Origin of the sequence: Acutalibacter muris, assembly GCF_002201475.1 — a bacterium.
In the GTDB taxonomy this organism is placed as follows: Bacteria; Bacillota; Clostridia; order Oscillospirales; family Acutalibacteraceae; genus Acutalibacter; species Acutalibacter muris.
In genome coordinates this window covers 602,490-624,463 of the sequence record NZ_CP021422.1, presented here as the reverse complement: position 1 = coordinate 624,463, position 21,974 = coordinate 602,490, and the positions used below count along the sequence as shown (strand labels likewise).

Annotated in this window: 14 protein-coding genes; 6 read left to right on the top strand and 8 right to left on the bottom strand. The window is 58.2% G+C overall.

The window, feature by feature from the left end:
* Nucleotides 1–9 precede the first annotated feature (9 nt).
* Together ADH66_RS02995 and ADH66_RS02990 are read right to left on the bottom strand one after the other, a co-directional pair.
* Nucleotides 10–2,610 (bottom strand): valine--tRNA ligase, encoded by a 2,601-nt coding sequence (locus tag ADH66_RS02995; RefSeq protein ID WP_066535845.1) that lies wholly within the window; start codon nt 2,608–2,610, stop codon nt 10–12.
* 61 nt (nt 2,611–2,671) lie between these two features.
* The gene (locus ADH66_RS02990; protein ID WP_066535848.1) at nt 2,672–4,348 is read right to left on the bottom strand and encodes an S-layer homology domain-containing protein; all 1,677 of its coding nucleotides are present in this window, start codon (nt 4,346–4,348) and stop codon (nt 2,672–2,674) included.
* A gap of 218 nt (nt 4,349–4,566) precedes the next feature.
* On the opposite strand from ADH66_RS02990, the gene ADH66_RS02985 reads away from it, so the two are divergent.
* A complete protein-coding gene (locus ADH66_RS02985) occupies nt 4,567–6,357 on the top strand; it encodes an S-layer homology domain-containing protein (protein ID WP_066535850.1) in 1,791 nt (596 codons plus the stop codon).
* Nucleotides 6,358–6,435: 78 nt separating this feature from the next.
* On the opposite strand, the gene ADH66_RS02980 is transcribed toward ADH66_RS02985, so the two are convergent.
* From ADH66_RS02980 to ADH66_RS02955, 6 genes are all read right to left on the bottom strand, one after another.
* A complete protein-coding gene (locus tag ADH66_RS02980) occupies nt 6,436–7,488 on the bottom strand; it encodes a hypothetical protein (RefSeq protein WP_066535855.1) in 1,053 nt (350 codons plus the stop codon).
* The gene (locus ADH66_RS02975) at nt 7,488–8,792 is read right to left on the bottom strand and encodes an ATP-binding cassette domain-containing protein (protein WP_066535859.1); all 1,305 of its coding nucleotides are present in this window, start codon (nt 8,790–8,792) and stop codon (nt 7,488–7,490) included. Before ADH66_RS02975 ends, ADH66_RS02980 begins: the two co-directional genes overlap by 1 nt.
* A gap of 12 nt (nt 8,793–8,804) precedes the next feature.
* Nucleotides 8,805–10,553: an oligopeptide/dipeptide ABC transporter ATP-binding protein gene (locus tag ADH66_RS21580; RefSeq protein WP_066535863.1), complete on the bottom strand. Its 1,749-nt coding sequence runs from the start codon at nt 10,551–10,553 to the stop codon at nt 8,805–8,807.
* A gap of 12 nt (nt 10,554–10,565) precedes the next feature.
* The gene (locus ADH66_RS02965; protein ID WP_066535866.1) at nt 10,566–11,543 is read right to left on the bottom strand and encodes an ABC transporter permease; all 978 of its coding nucleotides are present in this window, start codon (nt 11,541–11,543) and stop codon (nt 10,566–10,568) included.
* A gap of 15 nt (nt 11,544–11,558) precedes the next feature.
* Nucleotides 11,559–13,133: an ABC transporter permease gene (locus ADH66_RS02960; protein WP_066535871.1), complete on the bottom strand. Its 1,575-nt coding sequence runs from the start codon at nt 13,131–13,133 to the stop codon at nt 11,559–11,561.
* Between the two features lie 280 nt (nt 13,134–13,413).
* Complete coding sequence (locus ADH66_RS02955; protein ID WP_066535875.1) at nt 13,414–15,687, bottom strand: ABC transporter substrate-binding protein; 2,274 nt, start codon at nt 15,685–15,687, stop codon at nt 13,414–13,416.
* A 381-nt stretch (nt 15,688–16,068) separates the two neighbouring features.
* Between ADH66_RS02955 and ADH66_RS02950 the strand changes: the two genes are divergently transcribed.
* The 5 genes from ADH66_RS02950 to ADH66_RS02930 are packed head-to-tail and all read left to right on the top strand — an operon-like array spanning nt 16,069 to nt 21,972.
* Nucleotides 16,069–17,943 (top strand): ATP-binding response regulator, encoded by a 1,875-nt coding sequence (locus ADH66_RS02950; protein ID WP_066535877.1) that lies wholly within the window; start codon nt 16,069–16,071, stop codon nt 17,941–17,943.
* Nucleotides 17,940–19,766, top strand: coding sequence for an HD-GYP domain-containing protein (locus ADH66_RS02945; protein WP_066535880.1), 1,827 nt, complete (start codon nt 17,940–17,942; stop codon nt 19,764–19,766). The genes ADH66_RS02950 and ADH66_RS02945 overlap by 4 nt, the downstream gene beginning before the upstream one ends.
* A 4-nt stretch (nt 19,767–19,770) precedes the next feature.
* Nucleotides 19,771–20,541, top strand: coding sequence for a threonine/serine exporter family protein (locus tag ADH66_RS02940; RefSeq protein ID WP_066535884.1), 771 nt, complete (start codon nt 19,771–19,773; stop codon nt 20,539–20,541).
* On the top strand, nt 20,538–20,999 hold the full coding sequence (locus ADH66_RS02935) for a threonine/serine exporter family protein (protein WP_066535886.1): 462 nt from the start codon (nt 20,538–20,540) through the stop codon (nt 20,997–20,999). Before ADH66_RS02940 ends, ADH66_RS02935 begins: the two co-directional genes overlap by 4 nt.
* Nucleotides 21,000–21,003: 4 nt before the next feature.
* The gene (locus ADH66_RS02930) at nt 21,004–21,972 is read left to right on the top strand and encodes an RluA family pseudouridine synthase (protein WP_066535888.1); all 969 of its coding nucleotides are present in this window, start codon (nt 21,004–21,006) and stop codon (nt 21,970–21,972) included.
* The last annotated feature ends 2 nt before the right edge of the window (nt 21,973–21,974 follow it).

The window sequence follows — 21,974 nt, the reverse complement described above, 5'->3', positions numbered from 1 at the left end:
TATCCTCCCCTACTTGAGCCCTTCAAGGGCTTCTTCAATACGCTGCACCTTTTCCTTAAGCTTCTCGCCGTTCGCCCGCACGCCGTCTATGACATTCTGCGGGGCCTTGCTCATAAACGTCTCGTTCCCGAGCTTGTTCTCCACCGTCTCAAGCTGCTTCTTCGCCGACTCAAGCTCCTTTGTAAGGCGCTTTACTTCCGCCTCCCTGTCGATAAGGTCGTCCATAGGGAGATAGGCCCTGCACCCGGAGGTCACCACCGTGACGGCCCCGGGCACGTTGAAGCTCTCCCCGGTCTCCACCCCGCTGCAATAGGCCAGCCGGGCGATGGACTCCTTCTCTGTGTCGAAGGCCTCGGGGACCCCTGTCTCTATATACAGGTGGGCCTTTCGGCTGGGCGGCACGTTCATCTCGCTCCTTCTGGTGCGCACGGCGGTGATGAGCTCCATCACCTTTTCCATCTCCGCCTCCTCGGCGGGGAAGTCCAGCTTTTCGTCAAACTCAGGCCATTTTGAGACCATTATAGCCTCTCCCTCATGGGGCAGGCTCTGCCATATCTCCTCGGTGATGAAGGGCATGAAGGGGTGCAGGAGCTTTAAGGTATTCCCCAGCACCCAGCAGAGCACCCGCCGGTTGCCGTCGTCCATGCGCCCCTTAGAAAGCTCGATGTACCAGTCGCAGAAGTCCCCCCACATGAAGTCGTAGACCTTCTGCACCGCCACGCCCAGCTCGAACCTCTCCAGATTTTCGGTCATGTCCCTTGCCACACGGTTAAACTTGCTGACTATCCACTTGTCCTCAAGGGTCAGCTCTTCGGGCAGCTCTGTGGACACCTCGTGGCCGTCGATGTTCATATGGATGAACCGGGCGGCGTTCCATATCTTGTTGGCAAAGTTCCGGCTGGCGGCCACCTTCTCGTCGGAGTACCGGGTGTCGTTGCCGGGGCTGGTGCCGGTGATTATGGTAAGACGCAAAGCATCCGCGCCGTACTTGTCGATGACCTCCACCGGGTCCACGCCGTTGCCAAGGGACTTCGACATCTTCCTGCCCTGGGCGTCCCTCACAAGGCCGTGGAAGAACACGGTGTCAAAGGGTATCTCCCCCGTCTGCTCTATGCCGGAGAAGATCATCCTGGCCACCCAGAAGAAGATTATGTCCCAGCCGGTCACAAGGGTGTTCGTGGGATAGAAGTACCGAAGGTCCTCGGTGTCCTCGGGCCAGCCCAGGGTGGAGAAGGGCCAGAGCGCCGAGCTGAACCAGGTGTCCAGGGTGTCCTCGTCCCGGCGTAAGGGCTTGCCGCACTTGGGACAGACGGCTATGTCCTCCTCACTGACGAATATCTCCCCGCAATCGTCACAGTACCAGGCGGGTATCCGGTGCCCCCACCATATCTGCCGGGAGATGCACCAGTCCTTGATGTTCTCCATCCAGTTATAGTAGACCTTCTCCAGGCGCTCGGGGATTATCTTTATCTTTTTCTGGCGCACGGCCTCAATGGCCGGCTTTGCCATACTCTCCATCTTCACGAACCACTGGGTGGAAACTCTCGGCTCCACCGGGGTGTGGCAGCGGTGGCAGGTGCCCACGTTATGCTTTATGGGCTCCACCTTCAGAAGATAGCCGCCCTCCTCCAGGTCCTTGACTATCTGTTTGCGGGCCTCCATCATGCTGAGCCCCTGGTACTTTCCGCCATTCTCGTTGATGTTGCCGGCCCCGTCCATGATAGTGATGACCGGCAGGTCATGCCTCTGGCCCACCAAAAAGTCGTTGGGGTCGTGGGCGGGGGTTATCTTCACAACGCCGGTGCCGAAGTCCATCTCCACGTACTCGTCGGCTACAACGGGTATCTCCTTGTTCACCAGCGGCAGTATCACATTCTTGCCGATTATATCCTTATAACGTTCGTCCTCCGGGTGCACGGCAAGGGCCGTATCCCCCAGCATGGTCTCCGGGCGGGTGGTGGCCAGCTGCACATAGCCCGAGCCGTCGGCCAGGGGGTACTTCAAATGCCAGAAACTGCCGTCCTTTTCCTCGAACTCCACCTCCGCGTCCGAGAGAGCCGTGCCGCAGTGGGCACAGTAGTTGGTCATGCGCTCGCCCCTATATATAAGCCCCTTCTCATAGAGCTTTACGAACACGTGGCGCACCGCTTTAGAGCAGCCCTCGTCCAAAGTGAACCTCTGCCTGTCCCAGTCCGCAGAGCTGCCCAAAAGCTTCAATTGCTCGATTATCCTTCCGCCGTACTTGTCGTTCCAGGCCCAGGCCCGCTCCATAAAGCCGTCCCGGCCCAGGTCCTCCTTCTTTATGCCCTCCTTGGCCATGGCCTCCACAATCTTCACCTCGGTGGCCAGGGCCGCGTGGTCCGTGCCGGGCAGCCATAGGGCGGAGTAGCCCTGCATACGCTTCCAGCGGATAAGCACATCCTGGGTGGTCATGGTCATGGCATGGCCCACGTGGAGCTGGTCGGTGACGTTGGGGGGCGGCATCATTATAGTGTACGGCTTCTTATTGGGGTCAATCTCGGCGTGGAAGTATTTGTTTTTAAGCCAGAAATCGTATATCCGGCCCTCCACCTCCCGGGGCTCATAGGCCTTCGCGAGCTCCTTGCTCATTTTGCATCATCCTTCCGTTTTTATTTACGCTTATGTTTTTCGCCTATGGGTCAAAGAGAGATTATTGTCCCCCGGAGGGGACGGTCTGCTCCCCCTTAGGAGCTATCCCCTTCATGGCGGCGTAGTTGGCAAAGACGATGGCCGCGTCACGCCGCACCGTATTGTTTCTGGGGTTGAACTTGCCGTTAGCGGCGCCCTTCACAAGCCCCGCGTCCCGGCAGGCGTATACGCCCGCCCGGGCCCAGTCCGCTATGTCCCCGTCGTCCAGGAAACCGCCGAAGCTCCCGCTCTGCAGCCCCAGGGCCCTTGAGAGCACCGCGCACATCTCCTGACGGGAGATGGGGTCGTTGGGCCTAAATTTTCCGCCTGTGCCCACCATGGTGCCGCTCTCCTTGGCCCAGTAGGCCACGCCGGAGTACCATCTGCCCGTGCCCACGTCGGGGAAACTGTACATACCTTCATACTGCTTCGTGTCTGCCCCCAGCACGGAGGCCACCACACTGGCAAACTCCGCCCGGGTTATCTTCTTCCCGGGGTTGAAGTTGCCGCTGGTATCCCCGTGGAAGTAGCCCAGCTTTGACACCTTTTCAATATGCTCATAGGCATAGTCTGTGCGTGGCACGTCGGGATATGTCAGCGGAGGATAGTCCTCGCCGATATATTTATAGGCCGCTGTGTTTTTCTTTGGGTATCTTGAGCCGCTGACCCGGTCGATATTAAAGGGATCCACCTCCCTGTGGCTGGAGGAAAAGGCGGAGCCGCCCACCACCGTGCCCGAGCCCACCAGGAAATAGTCGTGCCCGCCCCTGTCGCCGGAATCGTTCCAGGTAAGGTCCACGTTGTACCAGAGGCCGTCGTCCATCTTCACGTTGTTCCACATATGCTCCCGGCTCACCGCCAGCACACAGGAGATGTCCATCTGGTTGAGCACCACCTTGAAGGCCTTTGCATAGCCCTCGCAGACCGGGTCGTACTGGTCCTTGAACATACCGCCATAGGCGCTGTGAGCCATTCTGAACATTATGCTGTCGGTCGGCGCGTTCAGCGACGCGTAATTATAACTGGAGCGCTCGGCCAGTATGTCGTGGACCTTCTTCACCTTGCTGTACACGTCCTTTTCCCTGCTTGCAGTGCTGGCAATACTCCTGGCCTCGGCCATCATCCGTTCCCTGTAGATATTCTCCTGGCCCCCATAGGACATGGAGAATATAAAGTAGAAGTCCGTGATGGTGTAGCGGCCGGTAGAGTTATAGCCCCGGAAGCTATAGAGATGTGAAACCACGCCGTCCAGCCACAGAAGGTCCGGCCTGTCGTACCTAAGGGCCCCGATGGCCGCGTTCACGTCGTTCTGTATGTCCTTATAGGCCTGGACCCCGGAGCCGGTGGGCACAAAGGAGCCGCCGCTGCTCATGCCGCTGATGGCCGCGCCGGTAATGCCGCTGACGTTCACCCGCACCTGGTGGTTCCTGGAGGAGCTTATGGTGCTCCAGGGTATATTCTTCAGTGCGTTATAGGCGGCCTTCTGCCGGGTGCTCAGCGTATTGTACAGGCTGCCGATGCCGTTTGCCGTGCCCTCGTAGCTCTGTACGTCCAGCGGCACGTGTTCGCATATATCCGCGGCCTCCACCACGTCCGTGGCGGTAACGGGTCCCTCTGCCGCCGCGGCCCAGACAGGCTGGCACAGGAGCAGCAGGACGGACAACAGCATAGCAAGAGCTCTACTCTTTTTTTGTTTCACGACTCATTCCTCCAATAACTATAGTATTACTAATATATTATCCCCCAAACGGGCTCTATTGTCAATGGGAAATTCTCAAATATGAACGGCATGTTAATAAGCTGTTAATATCCCCTCTCCGGGCTTGCAAAATCCCTCGAACCATGCTAAAATGTTACCGTTTTGTAACTATTCTTCCTTTTGAGAGCTACCATAACTTTGATTGAGAGGTACTTTTTATGTTACATAGCCCTTCTGATCACAAGAAACGGAGCCTGGGCCTGCTGCTGGCCGCGCTTATAGCCGTTCTGGGGCTGCCGCTCTGGAGCCTTGGGGCCAAGGCCGCCTCTGTGCCCACCAGCCTCGGCCTTGCCCTGCAGGGCATTACTGCCCATAAAGAGGGTTGGATCTATGTCTACGGCGGCAAGGGCGGCATGGTAAACGGTGTGCGAGCCACGGACTGCGCGGGCCTGCTGTACTCCTACTACTCCGACTGCGGCGTGTCCGGCTGCGCCGGCGGCGCCACCAGCCAGGTCCGGCAAAACACCATCTTCTCCGGCTCCCTCCAGCAGGGGCTTCCCCGCATACACGGTCTGGCCCTTACCAACTCCGAGCCCGGTGGCTATGCCCATATTGGAATATATATCGGGGGCGGCGAGTCCTGCGACAACTCCATGGAGGGCATAAACATGGTCCGGGCCACTGTGGAGGAACGGCACTGGGACGGCTGGCACCTGTTCGACCTTGGTACCAAATATCCCAAGGACGGCTGGTATGAGTTTGACGGCAAGATGGTCCACTATACCAGCTATGAGTACGACGTGGACACTGAGATCGACGGCTATATAATCGGAAACGACGGCTTTGCCTGTCTTGAGGACGGCGAGGCCGCCCCGGTGGACGAGGGACTTCTGAGCAATACATGGGTCCCCGCCAGCGAGGTTGCCGGCTACCTTGAAAGCCAAGGCTGGTCCGGCAGCGACGACCCCGACGACGTCCCCTTTGATTATAACGCCACGGTAAGCGCCGCCAACGTGAACCTGCGCTCTGAGCCTAATACCAGCTCCAGGGTGGTGGCTATGCTCTCTAAGGACACCAAGCTACTGGCCGGAACGGCGGTAGAGGGACAGCAGGTCACTGTGCGCGGCAAGAAGTATTCCATGTGGTACCCGGTCTCCACCGCCAGCGGCAAAAACGGCTATATCTCTGAGGCATACGTAGAGCTGCACCTCTCTGCCCCGGTCATCACTTTTGACGGCGAGGGCGTATGTATGACCGCCAGCGGCTCCCCGGAGGATATCTACTACACCACGGACTATACCGAGCCAAAGCTTGAGGACGGCGCTTTATCCCTCAGCACCACCCCCTATGTATCCCCTGTCTGTCAGGTCAGCTGCACCTATAAGGCCGCTGTTATAAAAAACGGCGTTGTGGGACCTGTTACCACCGCCACTGTGATGAGCAACGGCGCGATTTTTACCGACTTCCAATATAAGGACTGGTTTGCCGCCAACGTGGACCAGGCTGTGGCCCTGGGGCTGTTCAGCGGCAACGGCAACGGAAAATTCAACCCCAGGGGCTCCATCACCCGCATTCAGTTCATAATTGTGCTGGCAAATATGTCCGGCGAGGATATGGACGGCTATACACTGGACAAGGGTACCTTCACGGACGCGTCCCCCAGCGCCTACTATGCCAGGCACCTTGCCTGGGCGGTGGATAATGGCCTTGTGGTCCCCGGCGGCAAGCTGAGCCCCAACCAGGTGCTTCCCCGGGAGGAGATGTGCGTTCTGCTGGACAAGTACCTTACCAATATCCTGGGTATCACAGAGGTAAACGCCTCGCCCGTTGAGGAGTTCGACGATGACGCTAGTATAAGCGGCTCCGCCAAGGAGGCGGTCTATAAGATGCGGGCCCTGGGTATTGTAACCGGCGTTGGCGGCAACAGGTTTGACCCGCTGGGCACCTCCCAGCGCGGCGCGGCCTGCAGGGTAGCCGTGCTGTTCCATAATATGTTTCTTGAAACTTAACATTTGAGGTAGATTTATCCAGCTTTGGGTAATCATAAATTAAAGCCGGTCCATAGGTTTTCTATGGACCGGCTCCTTTTATTTCAATATTCCCTCTTTAACCTTTAACGCCAACTCCACACAGTCCTCTGTGCTGGAGTATAGCAGCGCCGTCTCGGTTACCCCGGCGGCCCTTTCGCCCAGCAGGACCCTTTGGTTGACATAGGCTCGCCCGTCGTCCCCCTCCAGTGGGAAGGGGTTTATGGCCGCCGCGTTCACAGGCGTATCCATCTCCTGCCGCCCGGTCTCCACGGCTCTCGTACCGTCCCATCTGTACAGGCTTCTCTGCACCGGGCCCACGTCCCCGCCAAGGGACCTGGTGTAGCCGTCCCGGCTGGAAATTATCCCATGGGTATATCCCCGGGAACTGAGCTCCTTTGCCATATAGTCCAGGATAAAGGCGCTGCGCAGCCAGCCAAAGTCCAGATAGCAGTCGAGCCCCAAATCCTCCGCCAGGGCCGCGTATTCCGGGGAGACCTCCAGCCGCAAGGTGTCCTCACCCAAAAGCTCAAGGCTGACTCCGCTCTCCGCAAAGCCCGCCAGCTGCCGGAGTGTCCCGGCCGCTTCCGGCTCCGTGAAGGCCTCCGGTCCGCTGCTGTCATAGTATAGGTTCAGGCAGTAGGCCTCCAGCATACCCAGATAAACTGTCCTGTCCCCTGCCCTTTCCAGGCGCTCAAAGGCCCCGTACAGACACGGGTCCACCTTGATCTCCTCGCCCGTGTGGGTGTTGATATAACAGAGATTATTTTGGCAGTTCTCATAGGTCTGTGTGGCGTCGAACAGCCTGCCCAGCTCTATGCACTGCTGGGTATACAGGGTGGTCAGCGCCTTGCGCTGGGCGGTGGCCCCCTCTCCCAGCAGGTAGTCGAAGACAAAGTCCCCGGCTATAGAGGCCTCCTCTGTGGTGGCCTCTATCCGGGCCCAGCCCGGCTCTGTGGTCAGCAGGCTGTAAATACCGAACCCCAGGGCAGAAAGCCCCAGGGCCAGGCACAGGAGAAAGGCTATGAACCTTCGCCCGATGTGCTTCTCGCTGAGCTCCACCCGCTCTACCTTTGGCAGAGCGGGCTCACGCCTTTTTGCGCCGCGTCTCATCAGAAGATAACGGCAAACAGCAGGGCCAAGAGGAACAGCGCTATTATGCCCCCGATTATGCAGAAGCTGATGATCGCGCCCTTCTTACAGGCCTTATAGTTTTTGATATAGTTCTTTTTCTTGAAAATGACTGCGGCGATAATGCCCAGCACAGGGAGCAACAGGGACAGTATCATGTACCATACGCTGCCGGTGTCGTGCAGCGGCGCGCTTAAAATAGCGCTGGCGTCCATCGTCTCCTCCTCCTGCTCCTTCTGGGGAGCGTTGGGGTCACGAATAGTGATGGACTTCAAGGGCACGCCCTTCTCCCTTATGACCTTATACTCCTCTATCTCCTTTTGGTTCCCATAGACAAAGTGGTTATGCCCGATGTCCGTAAGCTCCGGCTTGTCGGTGCTGTAGTCGTGCACAGAGGGGTCATAGGTAAAGAGCACCTTGTTCTTCTCCAGTATTGGGTCCGGGATGGGTATGGCGGAGATAAGTGAGCGGGTGTATGGGTGCATGGGGAAATCGAACAGCTCCTCGGCCTCGGCCACCTCCACAATATTGCCCTTATAGATAACGCCTATCCTGTCGGAGATAAAGCGCACAATGGAGAGATCGTGGGCGATGAACAGGTAGGTCACGTCCCGCTCCTCCTGGAACTTCTTCAGAAGGTTCAGCACCTGGGCGCGTATGGACACGTCCAGCGCGGAGATGGGCTCGTCCGCCACCACCAGCTCCGGCTCCATTACCATGGCGCGCGCAAGGCCTATACGCTGGCGCTGTCCGCCGGAGAACTCGTGGGGATAGCGGGTCAGGTGCTCGGGTAAGAGGCCCACCTCGGTTATCATGTTCTTGACCTTCTGCACCCTGTCCGCCTCGTTCTCGAAGAGGTGGAAGTTGTAAAGGCCCTCTGAAACGATATAGTCCACAGTGGCGCGCTCGTTCAAAGACGCCGCCGGGTCCTGGAAGACCATCTGTATATTCCTGATTACCTCCCGGTCCAGTGAGCGGGGTATCTTGCCGCTGATGGGTACGCCCTTATAGAGTATCTGTCCTGCGGCGCAGGGGTTCACCCTGATAACAGCCCTGCCGATGGTGGTCTTGCCGGAGCCCGACTCGCCCACCAGTGAGAAGGTCTCCCCCTTGTAGATGTCGAAGGAGGCGTTCTTTACCGCCTTAACGGCGCTGTCCCCCTTACCAAAGGTGATGTCCACGTTGCGGAGGGACAGCAGCACCTCCCGGCCGGTGGCGGGGTCTATGGGCCCGTGCTCCGGCAAATGGCGCGCCTTGACGCCAGTCTCAACAGTTGTGGTTGCCATATGCTGTCCCTCCTATATATTGAAAGCCCGTATGAGCTTTTCGTGGATGTCCTGGATTATCTCGGGCTTCTCTATCTTGGGGGCCCTGGGGTCCAGGAGCCAGGTCTTTGCGAAGTGGGTCTCGGTCACCGGGAACATGGGTGGCTCTCTAAGTGTGTCCAGCTTCAGGCAGTAGGGGTTCCGTGGGGCGAAGGGGTCGCCCACAATCTGGTTATAGAGGGAGGGCGGCGTGCCGGTGATGGAATAGAGCTTTGTGTTGCGCTGGGCCAGCTGGGGCAGGCTTGAGAGCAGCGCCCAGGTATAGGGGTGCCTGGGGTCGTAGAAGACCTCCTCCACCTTCCCGAGCTCCACTATCTGCCCGGCGTACAGCACCGCCACGCGGTCCGCTATGTTTGCCACAACCCCCAGGTCGTGGGTGATGAACACGATGGTATAGCCGAACTCCTTTTGCAGGTCTTTGATGAGCTTTATGATCTGGGCCTGGATGGTAACGTCCAGGGCCGTGGTGGGCTCGTCACAGATGAGTATCTTGGGCTGGCAGGAAAGGGCTATAGCTATAACAATCCTCTGGCGCATACCGCCGGAATACTGGAAGGGATAGTCGTCAAAGCGGGCGTCCGCGTTGGGTATGCCCACCTTGTGCATGAGCTCGATGGCCCGAGCCCGGGCCTCCACCTCGGAGCAGTTCTGATGCTTGAGTATGATGGAGGTTATCTGCTTGCCGATGGTGATAATGGGGTTTAAGGAGGTCATGGGGTCCTGGAATACGGTGGCTATCCTGCGGCCCCGGATCTGGGCCCAGTCCCCGGCAAACTTCACGTTGGCGAGGTTCAGGGTACAGGTGCCGTGCAGGGTGTCGGCGGTCTCGTCCAGGTAACGGACCCGGAACACCACCTGATCAAAGACCGCGTCGTTCATGGGGTCCTCGCCCAGCTCCATGGCCTTCTTTATCACCTTTAGAAGCCCCCTGATAAGGTTTACGCGCTTATGGAAGGGATAGCGGCCCACGGAGAGGTATATCTCTTTTGCCAGTGTCTCGTTGCGCTTCTTCTGCTCGGCGCTTATCTCTACGGAGGTCTCTTTGGCGTATTGAGCCTTTAGCTCCTCCAGGCGCTTATTGAAGCTTGCCTGATAGCCGCTGTCGGCTTTTACCGCGGCGACATTCTTTTTGACCTTATCCTTATACTCCTGCTCCAGGCGCTTTATCTGGTTATCAAGGCCCTTTATCTCGTTGCCCAGCTCCCGTATCCTCTGGCGCTCCGAATGGGAGTCCAGAGTCTGGCGCAGGTTGAAGGTCTCGGCCCGCTTGAAGCGGAGCTCCTCTATACGCTTCTGGTGCTCCCCCGCGTCCTCGTCGCTGACGGTCATCTTCTGCTTGCGTTCGCTCTCCAGCTCCAGTATTTTGCGGTACGTAGCCGCGCCGTGCTCCAGCTTCGCGTACTCGTCCAGCTTCTTTTGGGTGTTGGCAATGGTGTTGCGCGCCGTGCCCAGCAGCTTCACGTGGGTGTCTGCCAGCTCCTCGTCGTTAAAGATGATGCTGCCGTTGTCGATAAAACCGTTGGAGTCCAGCATCCCCGCGAAGGTCTTGGTAAACACTGATTTGCCCGAGCCCGACTCGCCCACTATGGCGATAGACTCGTTTTCATAGATGTCGAGGCTGATGTTCCGAATGGCTGTCAAAATGCGCCCGCGCACCCGGAACTTTACCTCCAGGTCTTTTACGGAGAGCAGGACCTTTCTATCCTGATTATTCGTTTCCATCCTAAGCCCTCCTTACATATGGGTCCTGGGGTCGGACGCGTCGCCCAGATTCTGGCCGACCACGTACAACACCACGGCGACGATAGAAGCGACCACCACCGGGCTCCAGAACTCGAACTGCCAGCCGTTGGTGACCATGGCGGGCTCGGCCTCGTATATCAGCCGGCCCAGGGACATATCCTTTAGCCCTATGCCGATATAGGCCAGGAACACCTCATAGGAGATGTACGAGGGTATCTCAGTGGCGGCCAAGGTCACGATGACCGAGGTCATGAAGGGCAGAATGTTCCTCATGGCAATGCGCCCGATGGACGTGCCCAAGCACCGGGAAGCCAGGTTATACTCCCGGTCCCGGATTATAATGACCTGGGTGCGGATAAAGTACGCCACGCCCAGCCAGCCGGTGACCGTCAGGGCAAACACCAGGGACCAGAAGCTGGCCGTAAGGACCATCACCACCACGGATATCAGCAGGACATAGGGGATGTTGGCGATGGTGTTATAGACCTCCATCATGAATACGTCCACCTTCTTGGAGAAGCCCCACACCGCGCCCAGCAGGATACCGATAGTCAGGTTTATCACCGCGCACATAAGCGCCAGGGAAATGGATATCTGAGAGCCGACCCAGACCGTGTCGAAGGTGGGCTCGCCAGAGCCGCCGGAGCCCAGAATCCAGCTCAGGCTGAAGCCAAACTTCTCTATGGCGGCGGCGGGCAGAAGGTGCTTTGTGGTGGAATCGGTTATATTCGCATAGCGGTCATATACTATCAGCGTGGGGTACACATAGGCAAAGAGGATTATCAGCAGCAGAAGCCCCAGCATGATGATGTTTATCTTCTTCTTGAAGAAGACCCGGAACACCGACTGCCAGTAGGAGTACCTGGGGGCGGTTATCTTCTCGGCCTCCACATCGCTGTGCTCCACAAAGGAGAACAGCTCCTCCTCGGGCACGCCCAGCTCTCTAAGGTTTGTAAGTTCGGATTTCATCTCTCTACCTCCTCGTTAGCGGCTCTCGCTTGTAAACGAGATACGCGGGTCGACCACGGACATGAGCACGTCGCCCAGGATGATGGACACCACCGACAGCAGGCCGTAGAACATGGTCACGCCCACGATAACGCCGTTATCGTAGAAGTTGATGGCCTGGGTCAGCAGGTTGCCGGTGCCGGGGACCACGTAGACGCGCTCTGTGATAATCGCGCCGGTAAGGGCCCCCAGTATGGTGCTGGGTATGCCATGCACGATGGGTATGGCCGCGTTCTTCAGGATATGCTTTGCGAATATCTCATTCTCCGAAAGGCCTCCCGACCGGGCGAACTTCACATAGTCCGAGTTCATCTGGTCTATCATGTAGCGCCTGAGCCATTTCATCAGGTTCGCCACCGAGGGCAGCGCCAGGGAGACGATGGGCAGCACATACATCAGCGCCGTGCCGTTGTTTACGTCGAAGGTGGTGGGAAGGCCCATGGAGCCGCCTATGGCCTTGAACAGGAAGATGTACGCAAGGCTTGGCACGGCCATGATGAACACGATATAGAAGGTGCCCAGCTTATCCACAAGGCCATCCTTGTGCCGGGCCATGAACACACCCAGCGGCAGGCCCAGGGCGTAGGCCATCAGGCTTGCCAGGATACCGCAGGTGAAGGAGAAGGCTATCTTCGAGCGGCCGCCCTTTCTGGTGATCACATTGGTATAATCGTCCACAAAGCGTGTCTGAAGCATCTCCGAACCCGCAAGGGAGCCCTCCTGATACGTGGCCGTGTGCAGGTCGTCGGCGCTGTCCTCCTCGTGGTTGGTGGGGAACATCACCCTTCTTGTCACGTAGGAGCCCTGGGTCTGCAGCATGGTCTCCAGCACGTCCCGATCCTTGTTAACCGAATAGGAGGTACCCAGGTTGACAGTTATAAGGTTCTGGTGCAGATACGGGAACTGGTCGTTAAAATACAAGAGGTACTTATGCTTGGTGCCGTTGCCGATTATAGCCGGGGAAAATTTGTCCCCGCCGTATACCGGGTCGTGGGTGGTGAAGGTAAGGCCGCGCTCCCCGATGTCCACCTCCTCGTCCACATAATGAATGGTGTCGATAGAGATAATGTTGGAGAAATAGCCCCAGAGTCTGGAGGAAAGCGGACGGTCCTTATGGGCGAACAGCTCCGGCTGGCCCCCGGCGGCCACCTTCCTGCGGGAGGTTATGGCCTTGAGCCGCTCCACTGTGAAGCCCTTGCCCTCATAGTAATCTGTAAACTCCTTTACATACTGGGCCACAACGCCCTCGTCGTCCTCGGGCTTGCGGCCAAGGTCCCCGGCCTCGTTCCGGGTATCGGGGTCAAGCTTGCCCTCCTTGACCTGATCATTAAGCCAGTCGGTGTAGTTCACATAGTCCAGATAGCCATAGTCCTGCCACCTGCGGTAGGTATAGGTGGTGCGGGCGTTGTTCTGGAGCTTGCGGTAGACCTCGTCCTCGGCGAAGATGGACGTGCGTTCCAGAAGGGAGTAAATCAGCACCATGACTATCGCCACCACTATAGCGATAGAGATAAGGCCGTGGATAAGTCTTTTAAGAATGTATTTTGCCATAATATCATCTACTTTTTCATATTATCATCTGCAATTTGCTTTCTTCTTGAAATTTCTTATATATAGAGATTGGGGATGGAGCCAAACGGCCCCATCGCCCCTTCTCATAAGCGGACAGACCAGAAGTCTATCGCTATACTCGGCCGGACGGACCCGGCTTCTTTACTCGGTTATCTATCATGATATCTGTGATATCATGAGCCTACATTTACTAATAGTAAATGCCCTGGAGTTTTAAACTCAGTTCAAAACTCGTGTGTATTTAATAATTGCTGCGCAATTAGTAAATACCAATACACTTGGTCATGTAGCCCATGTAGTCGGGCAGGAAGGTATCCACATAGGAGCAGGGATCCTGATAGTCAGGAGACCAGCCGGACAGGTCATAAAGGTCGAAGTTGGACTGATAGCCGCGCTCGGTGTTGTAGCCGCAGGCGCGCCACACGTCGGCATCCGGGCAGTCGATCAGGTCGATGATGACCTTGCCGCCCAGGTTCTTCTCCACCTGCTGCTTGAACGCGTTGGCCGCGTTGGTACGGCTGGGGTTATAAGAAGGATAGGGGAAGTCCAGATGGACCGGGTTGCTCTCGTCAACGGTGATGCCGTTGGCGGCCAGCTCCTCAAGGGCTGTGTTCAGCTCCTCGTTGGCGTTGTCAACATTGAACCAGCCGTCGAAGCCGTCGCCGGTGCCGCGGCCGTTCTCGGCGTCGGGATCGTCCTTGTACACGGTGATCTTCACGCCGTCAGCGTCCAGCTGGGCCTGCATGATCTTGCCGTAGTCGGTGCCGGCGGGGAAGGTGGTGTCAACGCCGTTCACGGGCACGGTCACGTCCTCGGAGAGGGTGACGAAGGTGCCGGGAGTGTAGGAGTTGCGCACGCTGAGGGCCGCCAGGTCGTCGCCCACGTTCTGGGCGTTCCAGGCCACGCGGTCAACGGACATGGCCACGGCGCGGCGGAAGTGCACGTTGTTCATAGCGGCATGGGTAACTTCCTTCTGCTCGTCGGTCTGGGCGGACACAGCGTCGTTCTCGTTATTGGTGTTGGCCCAGGCGGCGCGGTTCACGTTCAGGAAGTTGAAGTAGGAGGCGGAACCGGCGGAGCTCACGTAGATATAGGTATCGAACACGGTGCCCTCGTCGCCGTCCATCTTCTCCTCCTTGGCAATGGTCAGGGTAGAGTTGTTGATGGCATAGTTGTCGACGACCCTGGACTTAACGTCGTTATAGCCCTTGGTGGGGTCGGAACCGTCGTTAAAGAGGTAGGACATTTCCTTGATGGTAACATTCTCAGCATCCCAGTACAGGGGGTTGGCCTTGTAGGTGATGGAGTTGTTCTCGGTAACGCTTGTGGTCAGGAAGGGACCGCAGTAGGCGATATGGTCGGAGTCGCGGCCATACATATTGCCCTCATCGGCGCTGTCATAATCGTCGCCGAACTTGCCGCCCTGAGAGGTGTAGTAGGAACGGGACAGGGGCAGGGACAGGCCGTAGTGGAGCATGGAGGTGAAGTAGGGAGTGGGATTCTCCAGGGTGTACTCCAGGGTGTAGTCGTCAACAGCCTTGATGCCAACGCCGTCGATGTCACACTTGCCGTCGATATAGTCCTGCACACCGGTGACATAGCCCACAAACAGGGTCTCAAGGCCAGCCTGGCAGTCCAGCAGGTGCTGCATACCGGCGACCCAGTCGTCGGCAATCAGGTCCGCCACCTCGCGGCCCTGGCTGTCCACCCACTTCACGCCCTGACGGATCTTGAAGGTATAGGTCTTGCCGTCCTCTGACACCTTATAGCTCTCGGCCAGAGCAGGGAGCTCGTTGTTCTCGCCGTCGTAGTACAGCAGGCTGTCCACGCTGCCGATGGAGTACTGGGTGTCGCCCACGCGGGAGGAGGCGAACATATCATAGGTGGTGGGCAGGCCGGAGAAGGTCAGGTTCAGGCTGTCCTTCATCTTGTAGCCGTGGGACTCCAGGTACTCGATGGCGGCCGCACGGTACTCGCCGGTGCCGCGCTTCTCGTTCAGCAGATCCTTCAGAGCATCGCGGTCAGCGGTCTTCAGCACCTTGTCGGTGACCAGGGCGTACTGATAGCGCACGTCGTCGGAGCCCCAGCCGTTAGTGGTGACGGAGCCGGGAGCAACAGCGCTTATCTGGTACAGAGCACCGTTGCAGGTGGTGGGCATCATAACGCCGGAGGCCATCAGCTTCGCCTCGGCCAGAGCCTCCAGGGCCCAGCGGCGGTTCTGGTCGCTGGTCTCGGCGGCATACTGCTCGGCAAGCTCACGGAACTCCTTGAGGTTGAAATCGTAGTAGTAGTCGGAGATCTCGTCATAGTCCTCGCTGTCGATGCTGGGGAGGGTCCAGCCGGTCTCGGTGGGCTCGTCTGCGCCCACGTCGCTGCTCTCTTCGGAGCTATTGTCCTCAGAGACCTCACTGCTCTGGCTGCTGTCCTGGCTGCCGGAGGAATTCCCGCTGTCGTTGCCGCAGGCGGCAAACGCGGACACCAGCATCAGCACAGCCAGCATCAGCGCCAAGGTGCGCTTCACTGTCTTGTTCATGTTGATCGTCGTCCTTTCTTCTGCTAATAATATATGTTGAGAGCCAAGGCCTGGCCCCAGCTCTTGCAACCTCGCGCATTTTTCCGTTTCGGAACTTTCATTTTTCCGATTGCTCCGAGAAGGTGTACTAAATATAGTATGAACAAATTATAAACCCACTGTGGGGGACTGTCAAGCCTTTTCCGCGCCAAAGGGCCAATTTGAGATACAATAACGCAAAATACAAATATGTATGCGCTTTTTTGTGCAGTTTTACAGTTATGAAAGTTTGGCTCAAGCTTCCTGCATTCCCACCATGAGACAATTTTGGACTTGTAATTATAGGAAACGCGTATTATAATATTATCAGTTATTCTGTAAATTAAGGAATGGTGCCGATTGATGCCCGATAACCGACCCTTTTCCCAATGGGACGCGTCCTCTCTTCCGGTGATAGCCTTTGCCCCCACTTCCCATGCCGTCCTCTACCATAATCCCGCCGCCGCCCATCTGGAACCCGGCGGCCTGATAGCCGGCCTTCCCTCTGAGGAGCGGGCGGCCCTTCTGTCCGCCCTTGACGGGCAGAGCGGGGACCCTGTGTTCCTGCACGCCGGCGGGGAGGTATACTCGCCCCTGATGCTGCCTGCCGGAGGCTGCACGCTATGCCTTTTCCAGGCTGTAACGGGCTACTATAACAGGACCCGGGACGCCCTGGACCAGGCGCTGATGGCCAGCGAGGCCAAGACTACCTTTTTGTCGGAGATGTCACACGACATACGCACCCCCATGGGAGCCATCGCGGGCCTTACGGATATAGCCCTCTCACAGCCCGGCTCTCCCACCAAGGTAACCGAGTGCCTTAAAAAGATAAAGGTGGCCTCGGAGCATATGATGTCCCTTCTCAACGAGGTGCTGGATATGTCCCGCATCGAGAGCGGGCGTGTCCAGATACAGCCCGAGCCCACCAACCTTTCGGACCTTCTGCACGAGATACTTATCGTCGCCCGGCCCCAGGCCGATTCCGGGGGACTTCGGTTTGTGCTGGAGATGGGCCGGATAGCCCGGGAAAACCTGGTGCTGGACTCGGTGCGCCTGAAGCAGGTCTGCCTGAACCTGCTGTCCAACGCCATAAAGTACACCCCCCGGGGCGGCCGGGTGGATATGGCCTTCGCGGTGCTGCCCGCCGGGGACGGTGACAGTGTGACCATGCACGTGCAGGTGAAGGACAACGGCATCGGCATGAGCCGGGAGTTCCTCATGAAGCTCTTCACCCCCTTCGAGCGTGAGGAGAAGAGCTCCGTGCACAAAATACAGGGCACTGGCCTTGGCATGACCATCACAAAAAACCTGATAGAGCTAATGGGCGGCCAAATCCAGGTGGAGAGCGAAACCGACAAGGGCAGCTGCTTTACCCTTGACCTCCCCTTCACCGCCGCCCCGGACCCGGATATTGACGGGAGTCTTGAGGGCTGTAAGGTCCTGCTCCTTGACAGCGACGCAAGGCAGGGGGACCTGACTCTATCCCTTTTAAAGGAGCTGGGTATGGAGTGCGACTGGGCCCGCTCGGCCATGGACGCGGCGGCGTATCTCAACGACTGCGACCTTTTCGGGACCCGGTACCAGTTCCTTCTGGCCGCGGAAAAGCTGGAGGGGGCGGAGATGGCCCTGCTGCTCCCGGAGCTTCGGAACCGGCTTGGCCAGGACCTGCCCATACTGCTGCTCACCGACAGCGACTGGAGCCAGATAGAGTATGTATTCACCCGCTCCGGCGTGGACGGCCACATACCTCTGCCCCTCTTTAAAAGCAAGCTGGCCTCCCTTCTCTCCTCCTATGCCGGCGGCGCCGGCCGGGGGGCGCCGCCGGCAGAGGTCCGCTGCAACCTGAGCGGGCTGCGGCTGCTCCTTGCCGAAGACAACGATCTCAACCGTGAAATAGCCGTAGAGCTTATCGGTGAATCGGGTGCCCTTATAGACTGCGCCGAGGACGGCCGCCAGGCTGTGGATATGTTCCAAAATAGCTCCCCCGGATATTACGACGCCATACTTATGGACGTGCAGATGCCCGTGCTGGGCGGCCTGGACGCCACCCGGGAGCTGCGGGCCCTGGCCCGCCCGGACGCGAAGTCCGTGCCAATAATAGCCATGACCGCCAACGCCTTTGTAGAGGACGTGAAGAAATCTTTGGAGGCTGGAATGGACGCCCACATCTCCAAACCCCTGGACATTGACAAGGTGCTGTCCACCATAGACAGCCTTGCTAGAGGGCGGCGGCCATGAGGGAATATCAGGAGAAATACCTTAGGAACCTTCAGCGGGTGTTCGAGCTCAACTCCCTGCCCGGGGAGCTGCCCTCCCCGGAGGGATATCTGGCCCGGCGGGCCCAGAGGGCCAAAGAGCTAAAGGTGCTGTCTGAGGAGAACACCGCCCTGCTGCGCCGGGAGCTGTTCCCCCTGCTGGACGATATCATCACCGCCACCGAGGACGATATCTCGAACCTGGAGGAGTTTGCCGCCGCCATGAACTCCCGGGGGGCGTACCTGGACCTGGTGCTGTGTTACTACCTTCACAACGCCATAATAACCTATGCCCGCCACTGGCATAAGCGGGACCTGCTTATCAGGCACCTGTACCACTGTGCCATGACCCTTTTCTATATGCAGGAGATACTCCGCCGGGCGGACAGGACGGACTATAACTGGAGGATGAGCCTTATGTTTGGCGAGGCCGCCTCATATATCAAGCAGTACGACCAGATAGAGGACATGGAGACCCGGGGCTATATCCACCGTGCCATGGGCAACCTGGCCCTGGCCTATGCCGGGCTGGACGAGGCCGACGGCCGTCGGAAATCCGCGGCCATACGCCGCTCGTTGCAGATACTTGAGGACCCCGTATACCACGAGAAATCCCCGGACCTGCCCTGGGACCTGTATCTTATGAAGACACATCAGGAGCGCACCACCGCCCTGGGCCTGCTGCGCACGGGCTTTGCGGACCCACAGATACAGCGGGAGGTGATGGAGTCCGCCGAATACGTGCGTGACGGGCTTGGCCGCAGGGGCGGCGGACAGATACCCATACGCTGGCAGTACGCCTATGAGGCAGCCCAGTACCACTGCGGCGTGCGCCCCCTCTCCTACCTTCTGAACTGGCTGGAGAACGCCTATTTGGAGCGGGACGAGGGGGACTATTCCCCCGAGAGCTTCTATCGTAATATGTTCCTCCCGGCTCTGTACGCCTCCTACATCTGTCATAGCCCGGAGATAATGTACAGTAAAAAGTACGTGCTCAGCTTCATGTACCGAAGGCTGGAGGCCTATGTGCGGGGTATGCAGGACAACCAGCTGAGCGAGGCCACCCTCAATAACCTGCTGGCCTGCTTACAGAGCTTTGTGGAATACCCGGACGGCATACTTGAAAAGGACTTTATAATGGCCCTGGTGGTATGCCGCAGCCCGGACAGCTTCGCTTCGTCCTATATGGCCTCCCAGATATCCCAGATGATGGTAAGTAAAGCCCTGGAGGACTGCCCCCAGGCCCTTGAGGGCGCGCTGGGCTATAGCGGAGCCGAAGCCCTTTGGGATCATAAGGAGGAGCTTTTTACCTTCGTCCGGGAGGCCTGCCTGCTTCATAACGTGGGCTTTCTGGCCTTTTGCAACCTCTCCCGCCGTATTGGCCGCAGCCGCCTTGAGGAGGAGGAGAACCTTATCCGCTGCCACGTCTACGCCGGGGCAAGGATATTGGAGCAGAGCCCTTCTACCCGGCCCTATGTGAACGCCGCCCTGGGGCATCACCGCTTCTTTGACGGCAGCGGCGGCTATCCCCCGGAGTACCGGCGGGAGGAGGACCCGAATGCCATGCTCACGGACCTTATCAGCGCCGCAGTACATCTGGTGGGGCTTCTGGACGGCGGAACCACGAACCTGGAGGAGGCTCTTGAGAACCTTCGCCAGGAGTCCGGCAGGCGGCTCTCCCCGGCTTGGAGCGGGCTGCTCATAGAGCTGAAGCCGGAGCTTCGGGAGTACCTGCGCTTTGGTCAGGCAGAAGCCTTTGAGGCGGCGTTCCGGCTTTTGAAGGGCAGAGAAAACGAAAAGGAGTAACCCTATGCCTTTATCCACACTGGAGCTGCCCTTTAGGATGGGCCAGATCCTTTTAGAGAACGGCGCGGAGATATCCCGGGTCCAGGAGACCATGGAGCGGGTGGCCCGAGCCTATAATATAGAGGGCTTTGACGTGTATGTGCTCACAAACTCCATCTTCGCCACGGCCAGCGAGGACGGCGTCAGCCATAGCACCACCTTCCGCTATGTCCCCGGCACCACGGTGCACCTGGGGCGCATAATGGCCGTGAACCAGCTCTCCCGGGAGATAGCCGAGGGCCTGCACACCCCAGAGGAGGCCCTTATGCGCCTTGAGGGGATAAAAAGCATATCCTATTCCCCCCTGCCCGCCCGGGTGCTCTGCTGCGCTGCGGGCAGCGCGGCGTTCAGCTTCCTTTTCGGCGGTGGACCTCTGGACTCTCTGGTGGCGTTCTTCTGCGGCGTGGTGCTGGAGCTGTACCTGGACTTCGCGGACAGAAAGGGTATGTCAAAGTTTTTAAAGAATCTCTCCTCCAGCGCCCTTGTGACCCTCTGCGGCGCGGCGTTTTTCCTTATGGGCCTTGGGCAGAATATGGACAAGATAATAATCGGCTCCATCATCCGCCTGGTGCCCGGGGTGGCCCTTACCAACTCCATCAGGGACTTCTTCAGCGGCGACTACCTCTCCGGCGCAATACGTATGCTGGACGCTTTCTTAGTGGGCGGCTGCATAGCCGTGGGGGTGGGCTTTGTAATTAAGGCCCTGTCTGTTCTGACAGGGGGTGCCCTTCTATGACCGGTCTTTTAGCCATAGGGAACGGCGTTTTGCAGGTTTTGGTGGCGTTCATATCCACCATCGCCTTCGCGGTCATCTTCCACGCCCCCAAAAAGGAGCTGTTCTATACCGGGCTCACCGGCGGCGCCGGGTGGCTGGTATACCTTCTGGCCCAGGGCCTGGGCAGCGGCACCGTGGCCGCGTCGTTCCTGGCGACCCTGGCGTTAGCGTGGCTGTCCCGTGTGTTCTCCTTTGCCAGAAGGGCCCCGGTGACGGTGTTCCTTATCTGCGGCATCTTCCCCCTGGTGCCCGGGGCGGGGATATACTATACCGGCTACAACTTCTTCATGGGTAACGACGCCATGGCTTTAGAGAAGGGCCTTGAGACCATCAAGATAGCGGTGGCCATAGCCCTTGGCACCGGCATTGTCCAGTCCCTGCCCCCGTTCCTGTTCCACCGCCCCAATAAAAAGAGGTGATAACTTGCCCCGCAGGATAATAGAAATATCGGAAAACGACGGCGGTCAACGCCTGGACCGTTTTCTCCTAAAAACTTTTCCGAACCTGCCCCAGAAGGTCCTGTATAAGTGCATACGCACAAAGGACGTGCGCCTGAACGGCTCCCGGTGCGCCCCCGACTCCCGGCTCTCGGCCGGGGATACGCTCACAGTCTTCTGGCAGGAGGAATACTTCCAGGCAGAGCCCAAGGACTACGACTTCCTTAAAGCCCCCAAAAAGCTCGGTATAGTCTATGAGGACGAGAACCTCCTGCTTCTGGACAAGCAGCCCGGGCTCATAGTACACCCCGACGAGAACTACCACTTCGACTCACTGATTGCCCGGGTACAGCACTATCTCTACGATAGAGGGGAATACCTCCCCGAGAAGGAGAACAGCTTTGCCCCGGCCCTTGTGAACCGCATAGACCGCAACACCGGGGGCATAGTGATGGCGGCAAAGAACGCCGAGAGTCTGCGGATACTGAATCAAAAGGTAAAGGACAGGGAGCTTACAAAGCTCTACCTCTGCCTGGTCTGCGGCAGAATGACGGAAAAGTCCGCGCTCCTTACCGGGCACCTTGTGAAGAACGAGGCCCAGAACCGGGTCTATATAGACGATAAGCCCTCTCCCGGGGCCAAGACCATAAAGACCCGGTACCGGGTGCTGGAGGAGCGGGGAGGCCTGTCACTTCTGGAGGTGGACCTGCTCACAGGCCGCACCCACCAGATACGGGCACATATGGCCTCCATCGGCCATCCCCTGGCCGGGGACGGCAAGTACGGGAAGAACAGCGTGAATAAGGCCCTGGGGCTCAAGTGGCAGGCCTTATACTCCTATAAGCTGGGTTTCCGCTTCACCACCCCAGCCGGGATATTAGAGTATCTTAACGGCCGGGTCTTTACCGTGCCAAAGGTCTGGTTTTTAGAGGACTTCTATAAGAAGGAGAGATAGAA

Coding starts and splice junctions, on each gene's coding strand:
- ADH66_RS02995 (WP_066535845.1), bottom strand. CDS start 2,610: ATGAGCAAGGAGCTCGCGAAGGCCTATGAGCCCCGGGAGGTGGAGGGC.
- ADH66_RS02985 (WP_066535850.1), top strand. CDS start 4,567: ATGTTACATAGCCCTTCTGATCACAAGAAACGGAGCCTGGGCCTGCTG.
- ADH66_RS02980 (WP_066535855.1), bottom strand. CDS start 7,488: ATGAGACGCGGCGCAAAAAGGCGTGAGCCCGCTCTGCCAAAGGTAGAG.
- ADH66_RS02975 (WP_066535859.1), bottom strand. CDS start 8,792: ATGGCAACCACAACTGTTGAGACTGGCGTCAAGGCGCGCCATTTGCCG.
- ADH66_RS21580 (WP_066535863.1), bottom strand. CDS start 10,553: ATGGAAACGAATAATCAGGATAGAAAGGTCCTGCTCTCCGTAAAAGAC.
- ADH66_RS02965 (WP_066535866.1), bottom strand. CDS start 11,543: ATGAAATCCGAACTTACAAACCTTAGAGAGCTGGGCGTGCCCGAGGAG.
- ADH66_RS02960 (WP_066535871.1), bottom strand. CDS start 13,133: ATGGCAAAATACATTCTTAAAAGACTTATCCACGGCCTTATCTCTATC.
- ADH66_RS02955 (WP_066535875.1), bottom strand. CDS start 15,687: ATGAACAAGACAGTGAAGCGCACCTTGGCGCTGATGCTGGCTGTGCTG.
- ADH66_RS02950 (WP_066535877.1), top strand. CDS start 16,069: ATGCCCGATAACCGACCCTTTTCCCAATGGGACGCGTCCTCTCTTCCG.
- ADH66_RS02945 (WP_066535880.1), top strand. CDS start 17,940: ATGAGGGAATATCAGGAGAAATACCTTAGGAACCTTCAGCGGGTGTTC.
- ADH66_RS02940 (WP_066535884.1), top strand. CDS start 19,771: ATGCCTTTATCCACACTGGAGCTGCCCTTTAGGATGGGCCAGATCCTT.
- ADH66_RS02935 (WP_066535886.1), top strand. CDS start 20,538: ATGACCGGTCTTTTAGCCATAGGGAACGGCGTTTTGCAGGTTTTGGTG.